The 24,312-nt window shown below is 69.7% G+C and carries 20 protein-coding genes; 6 read left to right on the forward strand and 14 right to left on the reverse strand.

The features are described from left to right. The first annotated feature begins 3 nt into the window (after nucleotides 1-3). Together ACWDUM_RS17965 and ACWDUM_RS17970 are read left to right on the forward strand one after the other, a co-directional pair. Nucleotides 4-3,018 carry a bifunctional [glutamine synthetase] adenylyltransferase/[glutamine synthetase]-adenylyl-L-tyrosine phosphorylase gene (locus tag ACWDUM_RS17965; protein ID WP_450134989.1) on the forward strand — a complete coding sequence of 1,005 codons (3,015 nt, stop codon included), beginning with the start codon at nucleotides 4-6 and terminating at the stop codon, nucleotides 3,016-3,018. Between the two features lie 168 nt (nucleotides 3,019-3,186). Then, entirely contained in the window at nucleotides 3,187-3,723 is a 537-nt protein-coding gene (locus tag ACWDUM_RS17970; protein ID WP_450112818.1) for a C40 family peptidase, read from the forward strand. A 68-nt stretch (nucleotides 3,724-3,791) separates the two neighbouring features. Here ACWDUM_RS17970 and ACWDUM_RS17975 read toward each other — a convergent pair whose 3' ends face one another. Continuing rightward, on the reverse strand, nucleotides 3,792-4,472 hold the full coding sequence (locus ACWDUM_RS17975; protein WP_450112819.1) for a GntR family transcriptional regulator: 681 nt from the start codon (nucleotides 4,470-4,472) through the stop codon (nucleotides 3,792-3,794). Nucleotides 4,473-4,599: 127 nt separating this feature from the next. Between ACWDUM_RS17975 and ACWDUM_RS17980 the strand changes: the two genes are divergently transcribed. The 3 genes from ACWDUM_RS17980 (at nucleotide 4,600) to ACWDUM_RS17990 (ending at nucleotide 7,505) form a co-directional block, all read left to right on the forward strand. Beyond that, nucleotides 4,600-5,490, forward strand: a complete 891-nt coding sequence (locus tag ACWDUM_RS17980; protein WP_450134990.1) for a sulfurtransferase — start codon at nucleotides 4,600-4,602, stop codon at nucleotides 5,488-5,490. A gap of 63 nt (nucleotides 5,491-5,553) precedes the next feature. Further along, nucleotides 5,554-6,402, forward strand: coding sequence for a hydroxyethylthiazole kinase (gene thiM, locus ACWDUM_RS17985; protein ID WP_450134991.1), 849 nt, complete (start codon nucleotides 5,554-5,556; stop codon nucleotides 6,400-6,402). Next, nucleotides 6,399-7,505, forward strand: a complete 1,107-nt coding sequence (locus ACWDUM_RS17990) for an LLM class flavin-dependent oxidoreductase (RefSeq protein ID WP_450134992.1) — start codon at nucleotides 6,399-6,401, stop codon at nucleotides 7,503-7,505. Before thiM ends, ACWDUM_RS17990 begins: the two co-directional genes overlap by 4 nt. Nucleotides 7,506-7,532: 27 nt before the next feature. Here the strand turns inward: ACWDUM_RS17990 and ACWDUM_RS17995 are convergent, their stop codons facing one another. The 8 genes from ACWDUM_RS17995 to glnA all read right to left on the reverse strand — a co-directional run bounded on the left by ACWDUM_RS17995 (nucleotide 7,533) and on the right by glnA (nucleotide 17,894). Continuing rightward, complete coding sequence (locus ACWDUM_RS17995) at nucleotides 7,533-8,507, reverse strand: glycine betaine ABC transporter substrate-binding protein (RefSeq protein WP_450134993.1); 975 nt, start codon at nucleotides 8,505-8,507, stop codon at nucleotides 7,533-7,535. Nucleotides 8,508-8,525: 18 nt separating this feature from the next. Next, entirely contained in the window at nucleotides 8,526-9,275 is a 750-nt protein-coding gene (locus ACWDUM_RS18000; protein ID WP_450112824.1) for an ABC transporter permease, read from the reverse strand. After that, a complete protein-coding gene (locus tag ACWDUM_RS18005) occupies nucleotides 9,272-10,564 on the reverse strand; it encodes an ATP-binding cassette domain-containing protein (protein WP_450134994.1) in 1,293 nt (430 codons plus the stop codon). The genes ACWDUM_RS18000 and ACWDUM_RS18005 overlap by 4 nt, the downstream gene beginning before the upstream one ends. Further along, nucleotides 10,561-11,214 (reverse strand): ABC transporter permease, encoded by a 654-nt coding sequence (locus ACWDUM_RS18010; RefSeq protein WP_450135207.1) that lies wholly within the window; start codon nucleotides 11,212-11,214, stop codon nucleotides 10,561-10,563. Before ACWDUM_RS18010 ends, ACWDUM_RS18005 begins: the two co-directional genes overlap by 4 nt. Nucleotides 11,215-11,395: 181 nt before the next feature. Then, complete coding sequence (locus ACWDUM_RS18015) at nucleotides 11,396-13,522, reverse strand: oxidoreductase (protein ID WP_450134995.1); 2,127 nt, start codon at nucleotides 13,520-13,522, stop codon at nucleotides 11,396-11,398. Between the two features lie 93 nt (nucleotides 13,523-13,615). Beyond that, the gene (locus ACWDUM_RS18020) at nucleotides 13,616-14,437 is read right to left on the reverse strand and encodes a class I SAM-dependent methyltransferase (RefSeq protein ID WP_450134996.1); all 822 of its coding nucleotides are present in this window, start codon (nucleotides 14,435-14,437) and stop codon (nucleotides 13,616-13,618) included. A gap of 98 nt (nucleotides 14,438-14,535) precedes the next feature. Beyond that, complete coding sequence (locus ACWDUM_RS18025; RefSeq protein WP_450134997.1) at nucleotides 14,536-16,143, reverse strand: AMP-binding protein; 1,608 nt, start codon at nucleotides 16,141-16,143, stop codon at nucleotides 14,536-14,538. A gap of 314 nt (nucleotides 16,144-16,457) precedes the next feature. Beyond that, nucleotides 16,458-17,894, reverse strand: a complete 1,437-nt coding sequence (glnA, locus tag ACWDUM_RS18030) for a type I glutamate--ammonia ligase (protein ID WP_450112829.1) — start codon at nucleotides 17,892-17,894, stop codon at nucleotides 16,458-16,460. A 189-nt stretch (nucleotides 17,895-18,083) separates the two neighbouring features. Between glnA and ACWDUM_RS18035 the strand changes: the two genes are divergently transcribed. Beyond that, entirely contained in the window at nucleotides 18,084-18,557 is a 474-nt protein-coding gene (locus ACWDUM_RS18035) for an RDD family protein (RefSeq protein ID WP_450112830.1), read from the forward strand. A 177-nt stretch (nucleotides 18,558-18,734) separates the two neighbouring features. On the opposite strand, the gene ACWDUM_RS18040 is transcribed toward ACWDUM_RS18035, so the two are convergent. The 5 genes from ACWDUM_RS18040 to sucB all read right to left on the reverse strand — a co-directional run bounded on the left by ACWDUM_RS18040 (nucleotide 18,735) and on the right by sucB (nucleotide 24,228). Beyond that, nucleotides 18,735-19,490, reverse strand: coding sequence for a DUF4191 domain-containing protein (locus tag ACWDUM_RS18040; RefSeq protein ID WP_450134998.1), 756 nt, complete (start codon nucleotides 19,488-19,490; stop codon nucleotides 18,735-18,737). A gap of 86 nt (nucleotides 19,491-19,576) precedes the next feature. Next, nucleotides 19,577-20,608, reverse strand: coding sequence for a lipoyl synthase (lipA, locus tag ACWDUM_RS18045; RefSeq protein ID WP_450135208.1), 1,032 nt, complete (start codon nucleotides 20,606-20,608; stop codon nucleotides 19,577-19,579). 43 nt (nucleotides 20,609-20,651) lie between these two features. Continuing rightward, entirely contained in the window at nucleotides 20,652-21,416 is a 765-nt protein-coding gene (lipB, locus tag ACWDUM_RS18050) for a lipoyl(octanoyl) transferase LipB (protein ID WP_450134999.1), read from the reverse strand. Nucleotides 21,417-21,465: 49 nt separating this feature from the next. Continuing rightward, entirely contained in the window at nucleotides 21,466-22,356 is an 891-nt protein-coding gene (locus ACWDUM_RS18055; protein WP_450135000.1) for a TIGR01777 family oxidoreductase, read from the reverse strand. 141 nt (nucleotides 22,357-22,497) lie between these two features. Continuing rightward, on the reverse strand, nucleotides 22,498-24,228 hold the full coding sequence (sucB, locus tag ACWDUM_RS18060) for a 2-oxoglutarate dehydrogenase, E2 component, dihydrolipoamide succinyltransferase (protein WP_450135001.1): 1,731 nt from the start codon (nucleotides 24,226-24,228) through the stop codon (nucleotides 22,498-22,500). Nucleotides 24,229-24,312 lie beyond the last annotated feature (84 nt).

The following is a 24,312-nucleotide window of genomic DNA, read 5'->3' on the forward strand; positions in this document are numbered from 1 at the left end:
ACGATGGTCAAGCCACCCACGGCCCGGTCCACGATCCCCGGCGTCGGTCGACTCGGTCTCGTCGAGGCCACCGCGCCCGGCGAACTGGCGGCACTGGACTGGGTGAACACCGACAGCGTCGAACTGCTGTGGTCGCTCTCGCGTGCGGCGAACGCGGACCTGGCGCTGCGCACCCTGGTCCGGATGCGCGAGGGCCTCGGTGAGGGCTGGGCCGAACTCGACGCCGCCGTGCGCGCCGACACCGGCCTGCGGGGCCGGCTGTTCGGGGTGATCGGCGCGTCGAGTGCGCTCGGCGACCATCTGGCCTCGGACCCCGAGAAGTGGCGGCTGCTGCGCGGGGACGTGTTGCTGCCGACCCACAAGGAACTGACCGACGAACTGCTCGCCGCGGTCCAGGCCGTCCCCGACGCGTCCGCGTCCGAGACCAACCTGGTGTATCGCGCCGGAATCACCGGACCGGACGCCGTCCTTGCGCTCCGCAGGACGTATCGCGACCAGCTGATGGTGCTCGCGGCGATGGACCTGGCGGCGGTCGTCGAGAACGAGCCGGTGCTGCCGTACCAGGCGGTCGGGCGCCAGCTGTCGGACATGGCGGACGCCGCCCTCACCGCGGCCCTTGCGGTCGCCGTCGCGGCCATCTTCCCGGACGGCCCGTGCCCGTCCCGGCTCGCGGTCATTGCGATGGGCAAGTGCGGTGCGCGCGAACTGAACTACGTCAGCGACGTCGATGTCGTGTTCGTCGCCGAGCCGGCCGACTCCACGACCAGCCGGCTGGCCGGAGAGCTGATGCGGATCGGCACCTCCGCGTTCTTCGAGGTCGACGCCGCGCTGCGCCCGGAGGGCAAACGCGGTGAGCTGGTCCGCACCCTGGACTCGCACATCGCCTACTACAAGCGCTGGGCCAAGACGTGGGAGTTCCAGGCGCTGCTCAAGGCTCGCCCGGCCACCGGTGACCTCGAGCTCGGCCAGCGCTACTTCGACGCGCTGAACCCGATGGTGTGGACTGCCGCCGAACGTGAGGACTTCGTCCCCGAGGTGCAGGCGATGCGCCGGCGGGTGGAGGAGATGGTCCCGCCCGAGCTGCGCGAGCGGGAGATCAAGCTCGGCCGCGGCAGCCTGCGCGACGTCGAGTTCGCCGTGCAGCTGCTGCAGTTGGTGCACGGCCGGGCGGACGAGTCGCTGCGGGTGCAGAGCACCATAGACGCGCTGACCGCCCTCGCCGGCGGCGGCTACATCGGCCGTGACGACGCCGCCAACCTCACCGCCTCCTACGAGTTCCTGCGGCTGATCGAGCACCGGCTGCAGCTGCAGAAGCTCAAGCGCACGCACACCCTGCCGCCGGCCGAGGACGAAGAGGCGTTGCGCTGGCTGGCGCGGGCGGCGCACATGCGTCCCGACGGACGTCTCGACTCGCTCGGAGTGCTGAACGCGGAGGTCAAGCGCAACGCGCACCGCATCCGGCGCCTGCACGTCAAGCTGTTCTACCGCCCGCTGCTCGAATCCGTTGCGCGCCTGGACAAGGAGGCGCTGGTGCTCGGCCCGGATGCCGCCGTCCGTCAGCTCGCCGCACTCGGGTACGTGGCGCCGGAGAACGCCCTCGGACACCTCAAGGCGCTCACCTCCGGCGCGTCGCGCAAGGGCCGGATCCAGGCCCTGCTGCTGCCGACGCTCCTCGAATGGCTCAGCGACACACCGGATCCCGATGCCGGGCTGCTCGCGTACCGGCGGTTGTCGGACGCGATGGTCGACGCCGACTGGTATCTGCGGGTGCTGCGTGACGAGGGCGCGGTCGCACAGCGGCTGATGATCGTGCTCGGCTCGTCGGCCTACATCCCGGACCTGTTGATCAAGGCGCCGGACGTGCTGCGGCTCTTCGCCGACGGCCCGACGGGGCCCCGGCTGCTCGACGCCGCGCCCGAAGAGGTGGCGCGCGGGATCCTCGCTTCGTCCGCGCGGTACGACGATCCGGTCCGCGCGGTCAATGCGGCCCGGTCGTTGCGCCGGCACGAACTGGCCCGGGTGGCGTCCGCGGACGTGCTCGGCATGCTCGACGTCCAGCAGGTGTGCCACGCGCTGTCGTCGGTGTGGGTTGCGGTGCTCGGTGCCGCACTCGACGCGGTGATCCGCGCGAGCGAGGCGGAGCTGGGGGAGCCGGCGCCTGCGTCGCTCGCGGTGATCGGCATGGGCCGGCTCGGCGGCGGCGAACTGGGTTACGGCTCGGACGCCGACGTGCTCTTCGTCTGCGAGCCGCGGATCGGCATCGACGAGACGCGGGCCGTCAAGTGGGCGAACCTGGTCGCCGACCGGGTCCGCCAACTGCTCGGGGCCCCGAGCACCGATCCGCCGCTCGAGGTCGACACCGGTCTGCGTCCGGAAGGCCGGAACGGTCCGGTCGTGCGCACGCTCGCGTCGTACCAGGCGTACTACCGGCAGTGGGCGCAGGCATGGGAGATCCAGGCGCTGCTCCGAGCGCACGCGGTCACCGGCGACGAGGACTTGGGGCTGCGGTTCCTGCACATGATCGACGAGTTCCGCTACCCGGAGGGCGGCGTCTCGGAGACCGCGGTGCGCGAGATCCGGCGGATCAAGGCCCGGGTCGACTCCGAACGCCTGCCGCGCGGCGCCGACCCGGCGACGCACACCAAGCTCGGGCGCGGCGGGCTCGCCGACATCGAGTGGACGGTGCAGCTGATCCAGCTCCGCCACGCGCACGAGGTGTCCTCGTTGCACAACACCTCGACCCTCGAGACCCTCGACGCGATCGGGGCGGCGGAACTGCTCGCCGAGACCGATGTCGAGTTGCTGCGCGAGTCGTGGCTGACCGCCACGCAGGCCCGCAACGCGCTGGTGCTGGTACGTGGAAAGCCCACCGATCAGCTGCCCGGGCCCGGGCGTGTGCTCTCCGCGGTCGCGCAGGTCGCCGGTTTCGACGGCGGTGACGCCAACGAGTTCCTCGACAACTATCTGCGGGTGACCCGGCGGGCGAAAGCCGTGGTGGAACGGGTTTTCGGGGCCTGACATTCCGCGTTGTCGACGGCGTACGACGCTACGCGGCGACTCCGTGTTTTCCGCTTTACGGGTATACGCATAGGTATTTCCACGGTCGTCCGACTTTCGGGCCCCCTGGATTCTTCGTTGGCAGAGCCGGCACCGTGTCGGCGGGAGAATCCCGGAGGACCAGCGAAGATGTCGAAGCACCGCATGCCAAGCACCCGGCGAACCTCACGATCCGTTCGTGGCCTGGTTGTGGCCGCCGCGATCGCCGGTGGGGTGCTGGCGCTGCCGGCCGTCCCGGCGGCCGCACAGCCGATCACGATCCCCGGAGTGGGAACCGTCGAGATCCCCGGCCCCGGTTCGGCGCCCCTCCCGGCGCCGATGGCGACCAACGGTCAGCGTGCGCTCGACGCCGCGCTGTCCAAGCTGGGATCCCCCTACGTGTGGGGCGCGACCGGCCCGAATGCCTTCGACTGCTCGGGCCTGGTGCAGTGGGCGTACCGGCAGGCCGGCGTCTCCGTGCCGCGCACCACGTACGACCAGGTGAACGGCGGCAGCCCGGTCGGGCGCGGGAACCTGCAGCCCGGTGACGTGGTGCTGTTCAACGGCGCCGAGCACGTCGGCCTGTACGCCGGCGGCGGCATGGTCGTGCACGCCCCGACCACCGGTCAGCCGGTGAAGAAGGCGCCGCTGGACTCGATGCCGTTCTACGCCGCTCGCCGGTACTGAGGCGGCTGCGCCGCTCGTGCGCGGTTTGCGGGTCCCCACACCCGCAAGCCGCGCACGAGCGCGTAGCGCTACTCGCCGGCGAAGAGACGGATGCGCTGCTCGCGGCTGCGCTCGAGGTGGGTGCGCATGTGCTCGCGGGCGGCGCGCTCGTCGCGGGCGCGCAGCGCGTCGAGGATCAGGTCGTGCTCGGAATTGAGCAGGTCCGGCTCGCCGTAGTTCGACGGCGGGCCGCTGTCGTAGATCCGCAGCTGGGTGGTCAGGCGGACGAGCAGCGTCATGATCGTCGTGTTGTGCGCGGCCTGCCACAGCGCCTCGTGGAAGCGGAAGTTGCCGGTGCGGACCGCTGCGTCGTCGTCGGCGTCGCAGCACGACCGGTGCAGCCGTTCGAGCCGGGCCATGTCGAGGTCGGTGTGCCGGATCGCGGCGGCTCCCGCGGCCTCGGATTCGAGAGCGACGCGGGCGGCGTAGATCTCGATCACGTCCTCGGGTGTGCCGGACCGGACCCGGAACCCGCGCGCCGCTCGTTCCAGGAGCCCGTCGTGGGCGAGCCAGTTCAGTGCTTCGCGGATGGGGGTGCGCGAGGCGCCGTACGTCTCGCTGAGCTGCGTCTCGTGCAGCGGCGCGCCCTGCGGGAACTTGCCGTCGAGGATGTCCGCGCGCAGCCGTAGGTACTGCTTCGAGGTCTGATCCGACCGGCCCGCCGCACCGGTGAGCATCAGGGTGCCCAGGTCGTCGTCCTCGCGCGTCATCGTGTCCTCCCTCGTTTTCGGTCGCGGTCCGCGGCCGCCGCGATGATTATGCCAGGGAAGACATTCGAATACTTGCGTATACGCTCGTCCTCATTTAGGTTCGGTTCGTTCGAACTTTCAGGAAGGCGTGAGCGTGCACAACCCACCGTTGATCGGGGTCGACGAGCTGTCCGACGCGATCGGTCGCGGCGACACTCCCGTCGTCCTGGACGTCACCGTCCTCCTCGCCCCCGCGCGCTTCGACGGCGACTACCGGCCGGAGTCCGGCGGAGCGCTCTGGCGTGATGCCCACGTTCCCGGCTCGCGGCACGTCGATCTCCTCAGTGCGTTCTCGGACACCGCCAATACCCTGCACTTCAGTCGGCCCCCGGTCCGACAGCTCGCGGACGAGCTTGCGGCACTGGGCATCTCGGCGGGTGTCGATGTCGTGGTCTACGACCAGGGCTCGATGACCTGGGCCTCGCGGGTGTGGTGGCTGCTGCGCAGTGTCGGTGTCGAGGCACGCGTCCTCGACGGGGGTCTGGCCCGGTGGACGGAACTCGGCCTGCCGGTCGAGACCGGCGACGCGGCGCCGTCGACCGCGGTCGCCACCGATCCCGGGCTGCACTACCGGCCGCTCTGGGTGGACCGTGCCGACGTGTCCGCGATCGTAGAGGGCGACGCGCCCGGCACCCTGGTGTGCGCGCTGGCCCCCGCGCAGTTCTCGGGTGCCGAGCAGACCCGGTACAGCCGGCGCGGGCACCTCCCCGGCAGCCGCAACCTGTCCGCGAAGAGCCTGCTCGACGACGATGGACTCGTTCGCGGCGTCGACGAGGTGCGGGCGCTCGCCGAGGACGCCCTCGCAGGCGCCGAGCGGCCGGTCGTCCTCTACTGCGGTGGCGGCGTGTCGGCGTGCCTGACCGCGCTCGGTCTCGTCCTCGCCGGCCACGACGACCTGCAGGTGTACGACGGGTCGATCGAAGAGTGGTCCGCTGACCCGGCACTGCCGATGGTCACGACCGCAGGTGGTGACGAATGAAGCGATGTCACCGGCGCCGATAGTCCCGAACCCTCGAAACCCTCTCTGCCACAGGAATTCTCCATGACCACTGCCCTGACCTCCGACGACCTCGGTCGCGCCCTCGACGCCCTCCGCGCCGGGGTCCCGCTCGTCCACTCCCTGACCAACGTCGTGTCGGCGAACTTCCTGACCAACGTGCTGCTCGCGGCCGGCGCCAGCAACGCGCACATCGACAACGCCCACGAGGCCGGTGACTTCGCGCGGATCGCGGGAGGTGTGCTGGTCAACCTCGGCACCCCCGACGACGGCACCGCAGCGGCGTTCACCGCGGCCGCGGAGGCCGCGCACGACTCGGGCACCCCCTGGGTGCTCGACCCCGTCGGCGTCGGCGGCCTCGCGTGGCGCAGCGGCCTCGCCGTGGACCTGCTGAAGTACCGGCCCACCGCGATCCGGGGCAACGCGTCCGAGATCATCGCGCTGGCCGGGCTCGGCGGCGACACCCGCGGCGTGGACAGCTCCGACGACCCGGCCGCCGCCGTGCCCGCGGCCCTCGCCCTGCTCGACCACGCCGAGGTCGTCTCGGCCTCCGGACCCGTCGACCACCTGGTGGGACGGGCCGCCGACGGCAGTGTCGTCGGGGTCCGGATCGGCGGCGGCAGCGCGATGCTGCCGCGCGTCACCTCCACCGGCTGCTCGCTCGGCGGTCTCGTCGCCGCGTACCTCGCGGTGGCACCGACCCCGCTGATCGGGCTCGCCGCCGCGCACGCGCACGTCGCGGTCGCGTCGGAGATCGCCGAGGCGAACGCGTCCGGCCCGGGATCGTTCGCCGTCGCCTATCTCGACGCGCTGTACACCGTCGACGCCACGACGCTCGCCGATCGCGCCCGGGTCGAGACCTTCGACGCGACCGAGAAGGCCGGGAACCTGTGAGCATCAAGACCTTCTGGTACCTGACCCAGGCCGACGGCGACTTCCCGTGGAGCCCGGGCGGGCTGTACCCCGTCGACGGGCAGCGGCAGATCGAACTCGCCAAGACCATCGACGAGGGCGGCTTCGACGGCGCCCTCGTGGCGACCTGGTCGAACGATCCGTTCCTGTCGGCGACGTGGGCGGCCTCGCACACCTCGCGGATGAAGTTCCTGGTCGCGGTGTACGCCAACATGACCCCCGCCCGGCTGCTCGCCGAGAAGGCCCTGACCTTCGACGCGTTCAGCGGTGGCCGGCTGATGATCAACTCCGTCAACGGCCGCGACAACATCCTCACCAAGTACGACATGAACGTCGAGCACGACCGGCGGTACGAACTGGGGGAGCAGTACTGGGCCGACTTCCGGCGCTACTACCGCGAGGGCACCGAGTCCAACTTCCCGAACACCCCGCTGCGCGTCGACTCGGCCGAGGGGCACACGGTTCCGCTGTGGGGCACCGGTGATTCGGCTGCGGGACTGGCGAACTCGGGCAAGGTCCTCGACGCCTACCTGGCGATGCTGCGGGAGACGGCGTTCATCGAGGAGAAGTTCGCCGGTGCGCGGGCGGCGGCCGCAGCGGCCGGTCGCGAGTTCAGCGACTTCGGTGCGCTGTCCGGGGTGATCGTGCGCCCCACCCGGGACGAGGCCATGGACCGCTTCCGGTCGCTGTTCGAGAAGGCCGGCATCGACCAGATCACCGACGTCCTCGACAAGGCGGTCCGCAGGCGGACCGGCGGCGCGCAGGATCTCAAGACGTTCACCGCCCGGGACGCCCAGCGGCAGGGCTGGGTGAACACCATCGTCTCCGGGAAGATCCCGGAACCGGAGGACCTGTACCTCGGTGACGGCCTGTACGCCGGCATCACCGCCTGGTCTCCGCTGGACATCTTCGCGACCGGCTCGTCCGCCGTCTACTACGTGGGCGATCCCGACGAGATCGCCGGGCACGTGCGGACCCTGCGCGATCGCACCGGCCTGACGTCGCTCATCCTCGCCGGCTGGCCGCTGATCGACGAGGCGAAGCAGGTCGCCGAGCACCTGATCCCGCGCTTCCGCGCACTGTAGGCGGCTCCGTCACTGTTCACGACGTGCCTAGGGAATGGTGACGAAGCCCTTGTCGGCCAGCCAGTTCCGGGCGACGTCGGCGGGCTCGCGGCCGTCGACGTCGACCTGGCGGTTGAGTTCGCTGATCTCCTCGTTGGTCAGCGCCGCGGAGATCGGGGCCATCACCTCGGCGATCTCGGGGTGCTCGCGGGCGAACTCCTCCCGCATCGTGATCGCCGGGTTGTACTTCGGGAAGAACGACCGGTCGTCCTCGAGCAGGACCAGATCGAGGGCGACGATTCGGCCGTCCGTGGTGAACACCTCGCCGAACTTGCACTGCGTGCCGTCCGCGGTCGCCTGGTAGATGATGCCGGTCTGCAGCAGGCGCTTGTCCGCCTTGGTGGGATCGAACCCGTACGCGGCGGCCATGCCCGGGTAGCCGTCCTGCCGCACGTTGAACTCGGTCTCCACGCACGTGGTCGCGGCCGCCGGGTCGCGTTCCACCAGCGCCGCGTAGTCCGAGAGGGTGCGCACCCCGGTCGCGTCCGCGGTGGCCCGGTTGGTGGCCAGGGCATAAGTGTTGTTCATCGGTGCGGGATCGGTCCACACCATGCCGTTGCGTTCGAGGTCCTCGTCCCGGACCGCCTCGAACTGCGCGGTTGGGTCGGGGATCGGCTGCTCGTGACCGAGATAGTTGATCCAGCCGGTGCCGGTGTACTCGTAGGTGACGTCGATCTGCCCGGCGAGCTGCGCGTCCCGGGTGCTGTTCGACCCCTGGATGTTCGTCAGGTCGCGCACGTCCGCCCCGGCTGCGGATAGGGCGAACTCGATGATGTAGCCGAGGATGATCTGCTCGGTGAAGTCCTTGGATCCCACGGTCACCGGGACGCCCTCGAGTTCCTCGACCGGGGTGATGCTGCCCGGCCCGACCTCCAGTGGCACGGCGCCGCCGGACTCGAGACCGCACGCCGACAGGGTGGCCACCACCGCGGCCACCGCGACCATCGCGCGCAGGGTTCTCATGACAGGGCAGCTTTCATGTCAACGCAACCCCTTCGGGCCGAGGTACACCTCGGCGAGCGCACCGAGCCAATCGACGAACAGTGCCAGCGCGACGGCGAGCACCGCGCCGACCACCAGGGTGACGTTGTCGCGCAACTTGTAGCCGGTGTCGATGAGGATCCCGAGCCCCCCGGCGCTGACCAGGAAGCACAGTGTCGCGGTGCCGACCGCGAGCACCAGCGACGTTCGCAGTCCGGCGAGGATGTAGGGCACCGCCATCGGGAACTCCACCCGGCGCAGCACCGTCACCGCGGACATGCCCTGGCCGCGGCCCGCGTCGATCAGCGCGGGGTCGACCTCCTGGTAGCCGAGGATCGTGTTGCGCAGCACCGGAAGCAGCGAGTAGAAGGCGATCGGCAGCACCCCGATCCAGAACCCGGTGGTGCGGGTGGCGAGGTAGAACAGCACCAGTAGGCCGATCGCGGGCGCCGCCGCCCCGACGTTCGCGATGCCGACGAAGAAGGGCGCCACCCGGTTCCAGCCGGGACGGGTGAGCAGGGTGCCCAACGGCACCGCGAGCACCAGCACGATCGCGACGACCGCGACCGTGATCAGCACGTGCTCCCACGTCAGGTTCGCGATGTTCGAGATGCTGATGCTGGCCTGCTGGGTGGCGGTGAGCTCCCGGTTGAACGCCCAGAACAGCACTCCCGCAACCAGTATCAGCACCAGCACCGGCTGGACCAGCAGCCGGGCCCGTTCCGATCGGCCCTCGGCGACGGTGCTCACGGCGTCGCCTCCTCCGCGGGGACCGCCTGCGCCCCGGGGACGGCCGGCCGGGATCCGCCGTGCCGGCCCGTCGGCTCGATCCAGCTGGCGTCCGCGTGCTCGTCGTCGTGGTCGCCCGCGTGCTCCTCGCGCAGTTCGCGCAGGGCCGCGACGAGGATGTCGATGGTGATCAGGCCCGCGTACTCGCCCCGCCGGCCGGTGACGACCGTCGACGCGCTCGACTCCGCCAGCAGCGCCTCGAGCGCGTCCTGCAGCGTCGACTGCACCGAGACGAGCTCGCCGACCGGATCACCCACTCCGCGGAGCGACGTCGCGTGCGCCAGATGCGGGGGCGACACCCACCGCAGCGGCCGGTTCCGGTGGTCGAGGACCAGTCCCCACCGGCGCTTGCGGGCCAGCAGCGCGTCCCGGAACTCCTCGACGGATCCGTCCTCGTGGACGGTGGGGCAGTGCAGCAGCCGAACGTCCCGCACCCGGGTCAGTGTCAACTGCTTGAGGGAGGCGTCGCCGCCGACGAACCCGGCGACCGTCTCGTCCGCCGGATTGGCCAGGATCGCCTCCGGGGTGTCGTACTGCAGGATGCGGGATTGGTTGCCCAGCACCGCGATCCGGTCACCGAGCTTGACGGCCTCGTTGAAGTCGTGGGTGACGAACACGATCGTCTTCCCGAGTTCGGACTGCAGACGCAGCAACTCGTCCTGCAGCAGGCCGCGGGTGATCGGATCGACCGCGCCGAACGGCTCGTCCATCAGCAGCACCGGGGGATCGGCGGCCAGCGCCCGGGCCACCCCGACGCGTTGCTGCTGACCGCCGGACAGTTGCCGCGGGTAGCGGTTCCGGTACGTGTCGGGGTCGAGGCCGACCAGGTCGAGCATCTCGTCGACGCGGGCCGCGATGCGCTTGCGGTCCCACCCGACCAGTCCGGGCACGGTCGCGATGTTCTTGCCGACGGTGACGTGGGGGAACAGACCCGCCTGCTGGATGGAGTACCCGATTCCCCGTCGCAGCTTGTCCGCGTCGATGGACAGCGCGTCCCGGCCGCCGATGGTGATGGTGCCCGACGTCGGTTCGATGAGCCGGTTGATCATCCGCATCGTGGTGGTCTTGCCGCAGCCGGACGGGCCGACGAACACCACGGTCTCGCCGGCGGGGATCGTCATCGAGACACCAGCGACGGCGGGCGTGGGCGCGTTCGGGTACCGCTTGACGACCTCGTCCAGGACGATCTCGACACCGTGGGCCCCGGCGCCTGCGCCGCCGTGATTGTCGTGCTGGTCGGCGGCGCTCATCGGATTCCCTTCGACGTGGTCAGCTTGCCGATCACGACGTAGATGCCGTCGAGGATCAGCGCGAGGATGACGATGAGCACGGTGCCGGTCAGCGCCTGCGGGACGGCGTTCGGGCTGCCGACGCGGGAGAGGCCGGAGAAGATGAGATTGCCCAGTCCAGGGCCCTTCGCGTAGGCGGCGATCGCGAGGATGCCCATCAGCATCTGGGTGCTCACGCGCATGCCGGTCAGGATCGACGGCCAGGCCAGCGGCAGTTCGATCCGGCCGAGGATTCGCAACCGGCTCATCCCGACCCCGCGGGCCGCGTCGCTGACCGCCGGGTCGACCGACGCCAGGCCGATGATGGTGTTCCGGATGATCGGCAGCAGCGCGTACAGGACCAGGGCCGTCACGGTCGGGCGCACACCGAGCCCCATGATCGGGATTAGCAGGCCCAACAGCGCGAACGAGGGAACCGTCAGGATGGTGCTGGCCAACCCGGTCGCGACGGTGGAGCCGAACGGACTGCGGTAGACGGCGATGCCGATCCCGACGGCGAGGATCGTCGCCAGGATCACCGACTGGACGACGGCGCTGACGTGCAGGAACGAGTCGGTGACCAGTTGCTGGCGACGGGCGCTGACGAATTCCCACCAGGTCTGCAGATCCACCGCGCGCTCACCTCCCACTGTTCCGTTGGTCACAGATCACCTTGCTCCCGGGAGAGTGCCCGTGCAACGTTCGGGGAATCGTGGCGTGTCCCGTTGAGGTGGATCGTCCGGAAACGGGTCGAGGCCCGTCCACCCCGGGAAGGGGCGGACGGGCCTCGGTGACCGGGCCGCGTGGTGTGACTCAGATCTCGGTGGCGACCTTCCACGCGGAATGCATCGCACCCTCGATGTAGTCGACGGAGCCTGCGTCGCCGACCACGCGGACGTTCACACCGGACGCGCCGAGGGCATCGGCCAGCGGAGCTGCGGCCGACACCCCGGTCGCCACCACGACCAGCGACGCCGGCACGGTGAGGGTCTCGCCGCCGGCGGTGAACTCGACGGTCTTGCGGGTGATGCGCTTGACCGTCGCCTTGCGGTAGATGTTCACGCCCACCTCACGCGAGTGCTTGACGGCGGTCCAGCGCCGCGGCATCGCCATCGGCACACCGAGCTGCTGGCCCTCTTCGATCAGGGTGACGCGGCTGCCCCGCTCGGCGAGGAACTCGGCGAGCTCGAGGCCGACCAGCGAGCCGCCGATCACGACGACGTTGCGGGTCATCGGAAGGAACTTGAGGAATCGGCGGCTCAGGTCACGAATCCTGCCCGGGCTCTTGGTGATTCCGGTCAGCCCTGCCAACTTGCCCAGTGCACGGAAGAGCGCGGACTGCTCGGAGACGTCACCCGATCCGCTCATCAGTGCGCGCATCGTGTCGCCGGTCTGCACGTGCGGCAGATTGCCGCCGGGTACGTTCGGGCGTTCGCGCACCGCGCCGGTCGCGACGACGACCTCGTCCGGGTTGAGGGCACGCACCGACGCGGCGGTGGCCGTGGTGTTCAGCCGCACCTCGACGCCGAGCCGTGTCACCTCGCTCGTCAGCCAGTTCAGCAGCCGTTCGTTGTCCGGGGTGGTCAGCGTGGAGAACCACAGCGTGCCGCCGACGCGGTCGGACTTCTCCAGGACCGTGACGCGGTGGCCCCGCTCGGCGGCGACGCGCGCGGACTCGAGTCCGCCCGGGCCGGAGCCGACCACGACGACGTGCTTGCGGGCCTTGACTGCGGGGAACGGCAGCAGGGCCTCGTTGCCGAGTGCGGGGTTGACCGCGCACAGCGGCGTCTCGTCCCAGAAGTTCTCCTGCACACAGACGTAGCAGTTGATGCAGGGCCGGACCTGCTCGGCCCGCCCGGCCTTGAGCTTGCCGACCAGACCGGGGTCGGCGAGCAGTTGACGGCCCATTGCGACGAAGTCGGTCTTGCCCTCGGAGATCATCTTCTCGCTGACCTCGGGGAGCATCCGGCCGACGGTGATCACGGGAATCGACACCGCGCGCTTCACGATCGCCGCATTGTCGGTGTAATAGCCGACCTTGTCGGGCAGCGGACCGTCGGTGAAGTTCGCGAAGGCGTTCAGTGCGGTGCCTGTGACGTGGATGGCGTCCGCGCCGGCCTTCTCGAACAGGGCCGCCGCGGCGGCTGCCTCGTCGGCGGTCAGGCCGTCGGACTCGCCGTACTCCTGCCCGGCCAGGCGCACGATGATCGCCAGGCCGTCACCCACCTTCTCCTTGACCGCGCTGATCACCTCGCACGCGAGCCGGGCGCGGTTCTCCAGTGACCCGCCGTACTCGTCGGTGCGCTGGTTCGAGTAGCGGCTCAGGAAGCCGCCGAGGACGTAGTTGTGGGCGCAGTGGATCTCGACCGCGTCACCACCTGCGGCCAGGACGCGGCCCGCGGCCTCGGCGAACATCCGCACCAGCCAGTCGAGGTCCTCCTGGGTGGCCTCGTGGTAGGTCGCCCGCTTGCCCTCCTGGATGGCGGCCATCTTCCCGAGTTCCTCGGGGGTGCAGTCGATCATCGCGCTCATGTCGCCGGGCGGCTTCGGAATGGACGGCACCAGCTGCGGGCGGCCGTCGAGATTGTCGATGCGGGCGACCTTGCCGTGGTGCACCATCTGCACGCACAGCTTGCTGCCCGCCTCGTGGATCGCGTCGGCGAGTGCCTTGAGGCCGGGGATGAACCGGTCCTCGGACAGCCCCGGCTCCTTGCGACTGGTGCAGCCCGCCGGATAGGCCACCGCGGCGCATCCGGTGATGATCAGGCCGGTGCCGCCGGCGGCGCGGGCCGCGAAGTGATCGATGTCGCCCTGGTGGATCTCGCCGTCCTCGCAGAGGTTCATGTCCATCGCGGGCAGAACGACGCGGTTGTCCAGCGTCATCGGCCCGATGCTGCCGGGAGCGAGGAGGTGCGGAAATGTCTGGATGCCGGTGGTCACGAATCGAAGCTATTGCGGAGGGTGCCGTGGATGTGGCAACTTCTCGCTGATCGGGACCGGACACCCCCGCAGCCGGTGCTCGCCGGGCAGGAGTCAGGCCAGGTTCGGCAGACGCTCCACACGACGGGCGGTGTGGAGGACGGCGCCGAAATGGCGCCGCACCCGGTGGTCCGGTCGGTCGTCGATGCGTCGGCGGATCTCGCCGTGGAGACGCTCCCGCTGCCACCCCGCCATCGCGATGTGGCTCGAGAAGGTGTCCAGAAGCGCGAGGTAGCCGTCCGCGTCGTAGCCGACCTCCCAGTCGAAATGACGCACCGCGACACCCTCGAAGAGCCCGGTCGCCTCGATCTCCGCCCGATGATCGGCGAGTTCGCCGGGGCGGGGCCAGACCGTTCCGGGCGGCATTCCTTCGCCGATCTCGTCGTAGATCGGCTGGATGTCCTGGAAGAAGGGGTCGCCCTCGTCGGGCACGACGTGCAGCGCCGTCCAGAACGCAAGATGCCCGTGTGGGTGAAGGAGCCTGGCGGCCTTGCCGTATCGCATCGCGGGGTCGATCCAGTGCCACGCCGTCGCAGCGAACACGAGGTCGAAGGACACCGACGGCGCCGGCTCCCAGGTTTCGAAGTCGGCGCAGACCACCTCGGCGTGCGCGAACGGCGCGAGGTTCTCCCGCGCGACCGCGGCCAGCGCTGGGCCCAGTTCCACCGACGTGACGGCGAAACCGCGTCGTGCCAGCTCGACCGTCGCCTTGCCGGTTCCGCCGCCGACCTCCAGCAGGGAATCGCCCGGCGTCACCCCGGTCGCGCGGACGAGTTCGTCGAAGAGCGCAGGCGGGTACTCGGGCCGGGCCCCGTGATAGGCCCGCGCGGCACGGTCGAACGTGCTCCGGCGGTCGGTGCGGCGGGCGGCGGGCATGTCGTCGATCATCCCGGACGGCCGTGCGGCCCAGCGACACGAGTGGCGGGCGACACCCCTGGGCGACCGGGTGGCCGCCCAGGGGTGCCGCCACCTTCCTAGGACGATGCCATGGAAGTCGCCCAGCGGTAGTCGGCCTTGCCGGCCGGGGTCCGCTTGACTTCATCCACGAGGACCACCGAACGCGGGATCTTGTACCCGGCGAGGGACTTCCGGCAATGTTCCTGGACTTCGTCGAGCGTGAGCTCGGACGAGTCTGGATAGGTCGCGATCACCGCTGCGACCTGCTGGCCCATACGCTCGTCCGGGATCGGCACAACGAGTGCATCCGAAATCGACGGATGCGCATGCAGCGCGGCCTCGACCTCTTCGGCGAAGACCTTTTCGCCACCGGTGTTGATGCATTGCGAGCCGCGCCCGAGGAAGACGATGGTGCCGTCCGCTTCGACCCGGCCCATGTCGCCGAGCACCGACATCCGGACACCGTCAGCGCGGGTCGGGAACGTTCGAGCTGTCTTCTCCTCGTCCTTGTAGTAGCCGAGCGGGACGTTGCCGATCCGAGCGATGTAGCCGATGTCATCGGAGCCTGCGGGGATCTGCTCGAATCGCTCGTCGACGACGATCATGTTCGGCGACGGCGGCATCCGCAGGTTGCCGGCTTCGTCGACGGTGAACGCTCCGTCGTTGCCCGACTCGGACGCACCGAAGTTGTCGCGCAGCAGCAGGTCCGGCTTCACCGCGAGCATCCGGTCGCGAACGCTGGTCGACCAGATCGCGCCGCCGGAGGTGATCGAGAACAGCGAGCTCATGTCGACCTCGCCGTTGCGGCGTTCCATCTCGTCGACGAGCGGCAGGCCCATGCCGTCGCCGACGATGAGAATCACCTGGACGCGGTCCGTCTCGATCGACTCGACGACCTTCTCCGGGTTGAAGTCCCGGCGCAGCACGACGCGCGCGCCGAGTGTGAAGAAGGTGAACAACGAGTACAGCGCGGCGCCGTGCATGAGCGGCGCCGCGATCAGGAACGCCAGGTCGGGGAACTCCTTCGCCGCGGCCGCGACCTCCGCGAGATCCTGCCGGGCGCCCTCGCCGTACGGGTTGCCGCCGGAGAGCGGCTTGCGGAAGAAATCGTCCTGACGCCACATGACGCCCTTCGGGTACCCGGTGGTACCACCGGTGTACAGCACGTACAGGTCGTCACCGGAACGAGTCGCGAAGTTGCCGGTCGCCGGCTGGTCGCGAGCGTCGGCGAAGTCGACGAGGGCGACGCCGCGGGCTGCGGCGGCGGCCCGAAGTTCGTCGGTTGTGTCGCCGACCACGACCACGGTCCGGATCAGCGGGCAGGACTCGAGCAGACCGGCGAGGGTCACCTGATGCTCGGGAAGCTCGACGACGACGGCGGCGGAGTCGGAGTTGGTGAAGATGTACTCCAGCTCCGCGGGTGTGTACCGGTAGTTGACGTTGATCGGCACGGCGCGGAGCTTGACGAGGCCGAGGATGCTCGTGACGTGCTCAACGCTGTTCTTCAGGAACAGGGCGACGTGATCACCCGCCGAGACACCCGCCGCGGTGAGCATCGCGGCAGTCTTGTTCGCCTCTCCATCCAGCTCAGCGTAGGAGAGGTTCTCGCCCTCATAGCTCAGTGCGACACGATCGGGCACTGCGGAAGCGACCGTTTCGAAGACGTCCGCAAGGTTGAACTGCATCGGGTTTCCTTTCGCGACACCATGGCGACCGTCCCAACCTAGAACATGTTCCATTGGCGTACAGGCAAAAGGAATCACCTTGTGTTGGTGAACGGCTGTCCTTGGCTCGAGCAGTCACCCGAGGAACACCGGTGATCCACGGGTGGACGTCCACGCGCACATGTGGCCGGATGCAGACGAGTCGGCCCGCCTGGCGATCGGTTCAGTGATCGCCGGGCGGGCCGACTCGAAATCTACTGCGGACGAACCGCGGACGGAATCAGGCGCTCCAAGATGATTTGCCAGGTCAGAGCCCTGATTCCAGTGCCGACTCTTTACACGTCGTAGTAGAGCTGGAACTCGTAGGGGTGCGGCCGCAGGTTCACGGGCGCGATCTCCTGCTCACGCTTGATGGAGATCCAGGTCTCGATCAGGTCGGTGGTGAACACGCCACCCTCGGTGAGGTAGTCGTGATCCTGCTCGAGCCGGTCGATGACGGCAGACAGGCTGGTGGGGGCCTGCGGGATGTTGCGGGCCTCCTCCGGCGGGAGCTCGTACAGGTCCTTGTCGACCGGAGCCATCGGCTCGATCTTGTTCTTGATGCCGTCCAGGCCGGCCATCATCTGCGCGGCGAAGTTCAGGTACGGGTTGCCCGAGGAGTCCGGCGCGCGGAACTCGAGGCGCTTGGCCTTCGGGTTGTTGCCCGTGATCGGGATGCGGACGGCCGCGGAGCGGTTGCGCTGGCTGTAGACCAGGTTGATCGGGGCCTCGTAGCCCGGAACCAGGCGGTGGTACGAGTTGATCGTCGGGTTGGTGAACGCGAGCAGCGACGGCGCGTGGTGCAGGATGCCGCCGATGTACCAGCGGGCCAGGTCGGACAGACCCGCGTAGCCGGCCTCGTCGTGGAACAGCGGCTTGCCGTCCTTCCACAGCGACTGGTGGACGTGCATGCCCGAGCCGTTGTCACCGAAGAGCGGCTTCGGCATGAAGGTGGCGGACTTGCCGTGCTGCCAGCAGGTGTTCTTGACGATGTACTTGAACAGCTGCAGGTCGTCGGCCGCGGCGAGGAGGGTGTTGAACTTGTAGTTGATCTCCTGCTGGCCGCCGGTGCCGACCTCGTGGTGGCCGCGCTCGAGCTCGAAGCCCGCGTTGGTCAGGTTGGTGGAGATCTCGTCACGCAGGTCGACATAGTGGTCGTACGGGGCGACGGGGAAGTAGCCACCCTTCGCGCGGACCTTGTAGCCGAGGTTCGGGCTGCCGTCGGCGTTGCGCTCGTTGCCGGTGTTCCAGGCGCCGGAGACGGCGTCGAGCTTGTAGAACGCGCCGTTCATGTTCGACTCGTAGGAGACGTTGTCGAAGATGTAGAACTCGGCCTCGGCACCGAAGAAAGCGGTGTCGGCGATGCCGGTGGACTTCAGGTACTCCTCGGCCTTCCGGGCGACGTTGCGGGGGTCGCGGCTGTAGGACTCACGGGTGAACGGGTCGTGGACGAAGAAGTTGATGTTCAGCGTCTTGGCGGCACGGAACGGGTCGATCTGCGCGGTCGAGACGTCGGGCAGCAGCATCATGTCCGACTCGTGGATGGACTGGAAGCCGCGGACGGACGAGCCGTCGAACGCGAGGCCGTCCTCGAAGACATCCTTGTTGAACGCCGAAGCCGGGATCGAGAAGTGCTGCTGGACGCCGGGCAGGTCGCTGAATCGGATGTCGACGTACTCGACCTGCTCGTCGGCGATGTACTTGATGACCTCTTCGGCCGTGCTGAACGCCACGCTTGTGCTCCTTCAGTTGGGTCCCAGCCAGTGTTGATTGCGGCGGGTTCGTCGAGGCGACGGTATGGACTCGGTGTTGCCCAACAATCAAGTCCGTGTTTCGCCAGTGTTACACGTCGCGATTTACGACGTAGGTCACATCGTGCACGCGACCGTTGTGAGGTGCCGGGGTGCGCTTATCCTGGACACATGGCTCGTATGACTGGATCCTGGCTCTCCGGCCCGACGGCCGCACTCCCGATCGACGACGACGGTACCCCGAAGTACCGGGGAGAGCGGATCGGGCTACCCGAGAGCGGCCCGGGGTCGCTGGTCGGTTCCGGCCGCCGCCTCGCCGCGCTGATGATCGACTGGCTGATGGCCGGCGGCGTGTCGATCCTGCTCCTCGGCGGCGACGCCCTCGACAGCCGGCTGTCCAGCGTCGTGCTGATGGTGTGGTTCGTGGTCGGTGTCGTGACCGTGACGCTGTTCTCGTTCACGCCCGGCCAGTACTGCGTCGGACTGCAGGTCGCGCGGATCGACAAGCCGGTCCCGGTCGGCATCGTGCGGGCGCTGGCCCGTCAGGTGCTGCTGGTGTTCATGGTCCCGCCGCTGATCACCGACACCGACGGTCGCGGCATGCACGACCGCGCCACCGGCACCGCGCTGGTCCGGTCGCGCTAGAAACTTCCGCTGGGGTGAGGCTCCGGCCCCCGGGTGCGTGTTTCCGGCCCCGAACGCACAGAACGCTCACGACCACGTCACTCGAATCGAGAGATTCGGCGAGAGGCGGTCGTGAGCGTTCTGTGCATCAGGTGAGATGACCGGGGAGCGGCCGAAAACACGCACCTGCGCGAAGCGCTAGCGGCGGCGGATCGTGCGCTGCACGCCCTTCATCTTCGCTCCGCCGGGGACCGGGCCCTTCGGCATCGCCGGGCCGCCACGGTTGCCGAGTGCGGCGAGCCGCCCCTCGATGGAGTCCATCCGCTTGGTGTCGATGTTCTTCGGCAGCTTCATCAGGTACTTCTGCAGCTGTGAGAGCGGCACCTGGCCCTCGTCGTTGCCGACCACGATGTCGTAGATCGGGGTGTCGCCGACCAGGCGGGCGGTCTTCTTCTTCTCCTGCGCGAGAAGCGATTTGACGCGCTGCGGGGCGCCCTCGGCGACCAGGATGACGCCCGGGCGGCCGATCACGCGGTGCACCGCGTCGAGCTGGGTGGTGCCGGCGATGGTGTTGGTCACCCGCCAGCCGCCCTGCAGGTTGTCCAGCGCCCACGCCGCCGCACCGGCCTGACCGTCGGCCTTGCCGTAGACGGTCTTCTGGACGCGACGACCGAAGATGACGAACGCGGCCAGCACGCCGAGCAGGATGCCGACCGGCAGCAGGAACCACTGGATCCCGAAGATGAGACCGACCAGGAAGAACACGACGGCGAGGCCGACGACGGCGCCGATCATCAGCGGCAGCAGCAGCTTGTCTTCCTTGCGCTGCAGATTGAACGCCTGCCACAGCTGGCTGCGCCGTTCCTTCGACGCCGCCCTGCGGGCCGCTTTCGCAGCGGCCTTCGCTTCCTTGCTTGCCTTGCCCGTTTTTCCGGACTTACTGCCGTTCGCCATACCTCACAGGATACGACCCGGGCCCGCCGCCGATCGCACCCGACCAGGGATGTCGGGTCGGGGCGGCGGGACGCCGGGTTCGGCGGTCAGGCGCGGGCGAGGCGCTCGATCAGCGAGCCCGCCTCCTGGGAGGCACTGCCCTCCTCGGCGAGGTGGGCCTGTCCGGCGGGGAGGGGACGGCCGTGGTGGGCCATGGCCTGGGCGTAGAGACGGCCGGCGCGGTAGGAGGAGCGGACCAGCGGTCCGGCCATGACACCGGCGAAGCCGAGTTCGGTGGCGAACTCGGAGTGCTCGACGAATTCCTCCGGCTTGACCCAGCGTTCGACGGGGTGGTGGCGCGGCGACGGGCGCAGGTACTGGGTGATGGTGATGATGTCGCAGCCGGCCTCGTGCAGGTCCACCATGGCCTCGCGGACCTCGTCGGGGGTCTCGCCCATGCCGAGGATCAGGTTCGACTTGGTGACCAGGCCGAAGTCGCGGGCGGCGGTGATCACCGCGAGGGAACGCTCGTAGCGGAACGCGGGCCGGATGCGCTTGAAGATGCGGGGGACGGTCTCGAGGTTGTGCGCGAGGACCTCGGGGCGGGCGTCGAAGACCTCGGCGAGCAGATCGGGGTGGGCGTGGAAGTCGGGGATGAGATTCTCGACGCCGGTGGTGGGGTTCAGCTCATGGATCTGGCGGACGGTCTCGGCGTAGAGCCAGGCGCCCTCGTCGGGGAGGTCGTCGCGGGCGACGCCGGTGATGGTCGAGTAGCGCAGGCCCATCGACTGCACCGACTCGGCGACGCGGCGGGGTTCGTCGCGGTCGAGGGCGGCGGGCTTGCCGGTGTCGATCTGGCAGAAGTCGCACCGTCGGGTGCACTGGTCGCCGCCGATGAGGAAGGTGGCCTCGCGGTCTTCCCAGCACTCGTAGATGTTGGGGCAGCCGGCTTCCTCGCACACGGTGTGCAGGCCCTCGCTGCGAACCAGCGTCTTGAGCTCGGTGTACTCCGGGCCCATCTTCGCGCGGGTCTTGATCCAGTTGGGTTTCCGCTCGATCGGGGTCTCGGCGTTGCGGACCTCGATGCGAAGGAGCTTGCGCCCTTGTGGGGCGGCGGCCGGGGAGTTTTCGGGTGCCACAGTCACGATGCGATGCTACGCCGGTCGCTTCGGCCGCCCGCGCTCAGCCGAAGCGGTGGGTGGTGAATGCGGGTTCGGGGGTCGTCGCGTCCTCGAAAGTGACGCGTTCGATGTCGCGTTCGGTGACCGGCATCGTGCCGTCGAACGCGGCGGTGACAGCGGCGACGACGGCCGGAAGCACGTCGGCGGTCGTCACCGTCGCGCCGAGTTCACCCGACAGTGACGCCACGCCGGCATCGCGGATACCGCAGGGGACGATGTCGTCGAACCGGTCGAGCGCCGCATCGCAGTTGAGCGCGAAGCCGTGCAGGGCCACCCCGCGCTGAACTCGCACGCCGATCGCGGCGATCTTGCGTTCGGGCAGCCACACACCGTCCCTCAGGCCGGCGGGCAGCCATACCCCGGACCGGCCCTCGACGCGGCCGCAGGTGAGCCCGAGATCGACGCAGACGGTGATCAGTGCCTCTTCGATGCGGCGCACGTAGTTGACCACGTCCACCGGCTCGGCGAGCTTGACGATCGGGTAGCCGACCAGCTGGCCGGGTCCGTGCCAGGTGATCTTGCCGCCGCGGTCGACGTCGATCACGGGTGTGCCGTCGGTGGGCCGGTCCTCCGGCTGGGTGCGGCGGCCCGCGGTGTACACCGAGGGATGCTCGAGCAGGAGGAGTGTGTCGCGGCCGCGGTCCTCGGCGCGCTCACCGGCAAGGCTCCGCTGCAGTTCCCACGCCTCCAGGTAGTCGACGAGTCCGAGGGGTCGGACATCGAGCGGCTCGGCGCTGAAACGGACGGAGGCGGTGGCGCTGCTCATTGTCGACACGTTACGCCTGGACGGAGGAGGAGGGCGCCCGGCACCCGCGTCAGCGCGCGAGGGCGGCGGTGAGCGCCTCGTCGATCGTGTTGTGGCGGAACGTGAATCCGGCCGACTCGAGTGCGGCGGGCAGTGCGCGTTGACCGTGCAGCACCGCCTCGTCCGCGAACTCGCCGACCGCGGCGCGCAGCGCGAACCCCGGCACCACCCAGGGGGTGGGGCGACGCAGCGCGTGGCCGAGGGCCTTCGTGAACCCGGCGTTGGTGACCGGGTTCGGGGCGGTGGCGTTCACCGGACCGGCGAGGGCACCGGACGTCAGCGCGAACCTGATCGCCGCGACCTCGTCGTCGAGGGAGATCCACGACAGATACTGCCGTCCGCTGCCGAGCCGTCCGCCGAGGCCGAACCGGAACAGCGGGCGCAGGCGACCGAGCAGGCCACCGTTCGGCGAGATCACCGTGCCGGTGCGCAGCAGCACCGTCCGGGTCCCGGCGTCCCGGGCGGGCTCGGTGGCGCGTTCCCAGTCCCGGCACAAACCGGAGAGGAAACCCGCACCCGCCGGGGCATTTTCGTCCACCACGCCGTCGCCGGTGTCGCCGTAGAAGCCGACGGCGCTCGCGTTGACCAGAACCGGCACGCCCCGGTCCGCGACGGCGTGTGCGAGCACGTCCGTGGGGGCGACGCGGCTGTCGCGCAGCAGTTGCTTGTATGCGCCGGACCAGCGCTGGTCGCCGATCCCGGCGCCGCAGAGGTTCACCACCGCGTCGACGCCGTCCAGTGCCCGGGAGTCGAGCACGCCCCGCTCCGGCGCCCACCGGAACTCGTCCCGCCCGGCGACGGGCCGGCGCACCAGGCGCCGCACCTCGTGGCCGTCCGCGTTCAGCGCGGCGATCAGAGTCGTCCCGATCAGTCCCGACGATCCGGCGACCGTCACCTTCATCGTTGTTTCGCCTCCTGGTGTCGACGGTCGAGCGGGGGCACCGCGTCACCGGCCGTCCGCCGCTGGGTGTCCCGCACCCTGAAACGGGCGGGGGCACCACCGAATTCGATGGTGCCCCCGCCCGCGTGGGTTGTCCGCGACCTACAGGCCGAGGTCGGCCTCGAAGGCCGCTTCCTCGAGCCGCTGCTTGATCGTGGTCAGGAACCGACCGGCGTCGGCACCGTCGATCAGGCGGTGATCGTAGGTGAGCGGCAGGTAGCACATCGACCGGACACCGATGGACTCGTTGCCGTTGTCGTCGGTGACCACCATCGGGCGCTTGACGATCGCGCCGGTGCCGAGCATGGCGGCCTGCGGCGGCACCAGGATCGGGGTGTCGAACAGCGCGCCCTGGCTGCCGATGTTGGTGATCGTGAACGTGCCACCGGCCAGCTCGTCCGGCTTCAGGCCGCCGGAGCGGGCGCGGGCCGCGATGTCGGCGATCGCGCGGGCCAGGCCGGCCAGCGACAGGTCGCCGGCGTTGTGGATCACCGGGGAGAGCAGACCCTGCTCGGTGTCCACCGCGATGCCGAGGTGCACGGCCGCGTGGTAGGTGATCTCCTTGGCGTCCTCGTTGTAGCTGGCGTTGACGTTCGGGTGCGCCCCGAGCGCCTCGACGACGGCCTTGGCGAAGAACGGCAGGAACGTCAGGTTCACGCCCTCGCGGTCGGAGAACCCGGCCTTGGCCTGCGACCGCAGTGCCGCGACCTTGGTGACGTCGACCTCGAAGGTCTGGGTCAGCTGCGCGGTGGTCTGCAGCGACTCCCGGGTCTTGACCGCCGTGATCTGGCGGATCCGGTTCACCTTCTGGGTGGTGCCGCGCAGGTGCGCGAGCTCCGGGCGGACGCCGGCCGGGGTGGTGGTGGCGGCGGCCGGTGCAGCTGCGGCGGGTGCTGCCGGGGCTGCGGCCGGAGCCTTCTTGGCCTCGGCGGCCGCGAGGACGTCCTGCTTGCGGATGCGGCCACCGACACCGGTGCCGGTCACGGTCGCGAGGTCGACACCGTTCTCGGTGGCGAGCTTGCGGACCAGCGGGGTGACGTACGGGGTTGCATCGGCGGCCGGAGCGGCGGGCGCCGGAGCGGCGGGCGCCGGAGCCGGGGCGGGCGCGGGAGCCGGAGCGGCAGGCGCCGGAGCCGGGGCGGGCGCGGGAGCCGGAGCAGCAGGTGCCGGAGCCGGGGCGGGCGCGGGAGCCGGAGCGGCAGGCGCCGGGGCGGCGGCGGGTGCGCCGGAGCCGATCACGGCGAGCTGCGCACCGACCGCGATGGTGTCGTCCTCCTGCGCATTGATCTCGAGCAGCGTGCCCGCGACCGGCGAGGGGATCTCGGTGTCGACCTTGTCGGTCGAGACCTCGAGCAGGGGCTCGTCGACCGCGACCTCGTCGCCGACGGCCTTGAGCCACCGGGTGACGGTGCCCTCGGTCACGGACTCGCCCAGTTCGGGCATCGTGACCGGGGTGCCGGACGCGGGGGCAGCGGGAGCGGCGGCGGCCGGAGCGGGCGCCGCGGGGGCCGGTGCAGCGGCCGCGACGGGCGCGGGAGCCGGAGCGGCAGGGGCGGGCTCGGCGGGAGCGGCCGGAGCCGGAGCGGGGGCCTCGTCGGCGCCACCGATGATGCCGAGCTCACCGCCGATCTCGACGGTGTCGTCCTCCTGGGCGACGATCTTGGTCAGCACGCCCGCAGCGGGGGAGGGAATCTCGGTGTCGACCTTGTCGGTGGAGACCTCGAGCAGGGGCTCGTCGAGTTCTACCGTGTCTCCCTCCTGCTTGAGCCACCTAGTGACGGTTCCCTCGGTGACGCTCTCACCGAGAGCCGGCATCTGGACGGAGAAGGCCATTTCTTTTGACTCCTCGACAATTGTGTTCGGGTTGTTGAGTTGGTCGACTTGTGGTCGAAAAACATTCTGCAATACAGCTGCTGT

The organism is Rhodococcus sp. NPDC003322 (assembly GCF_053589555.1).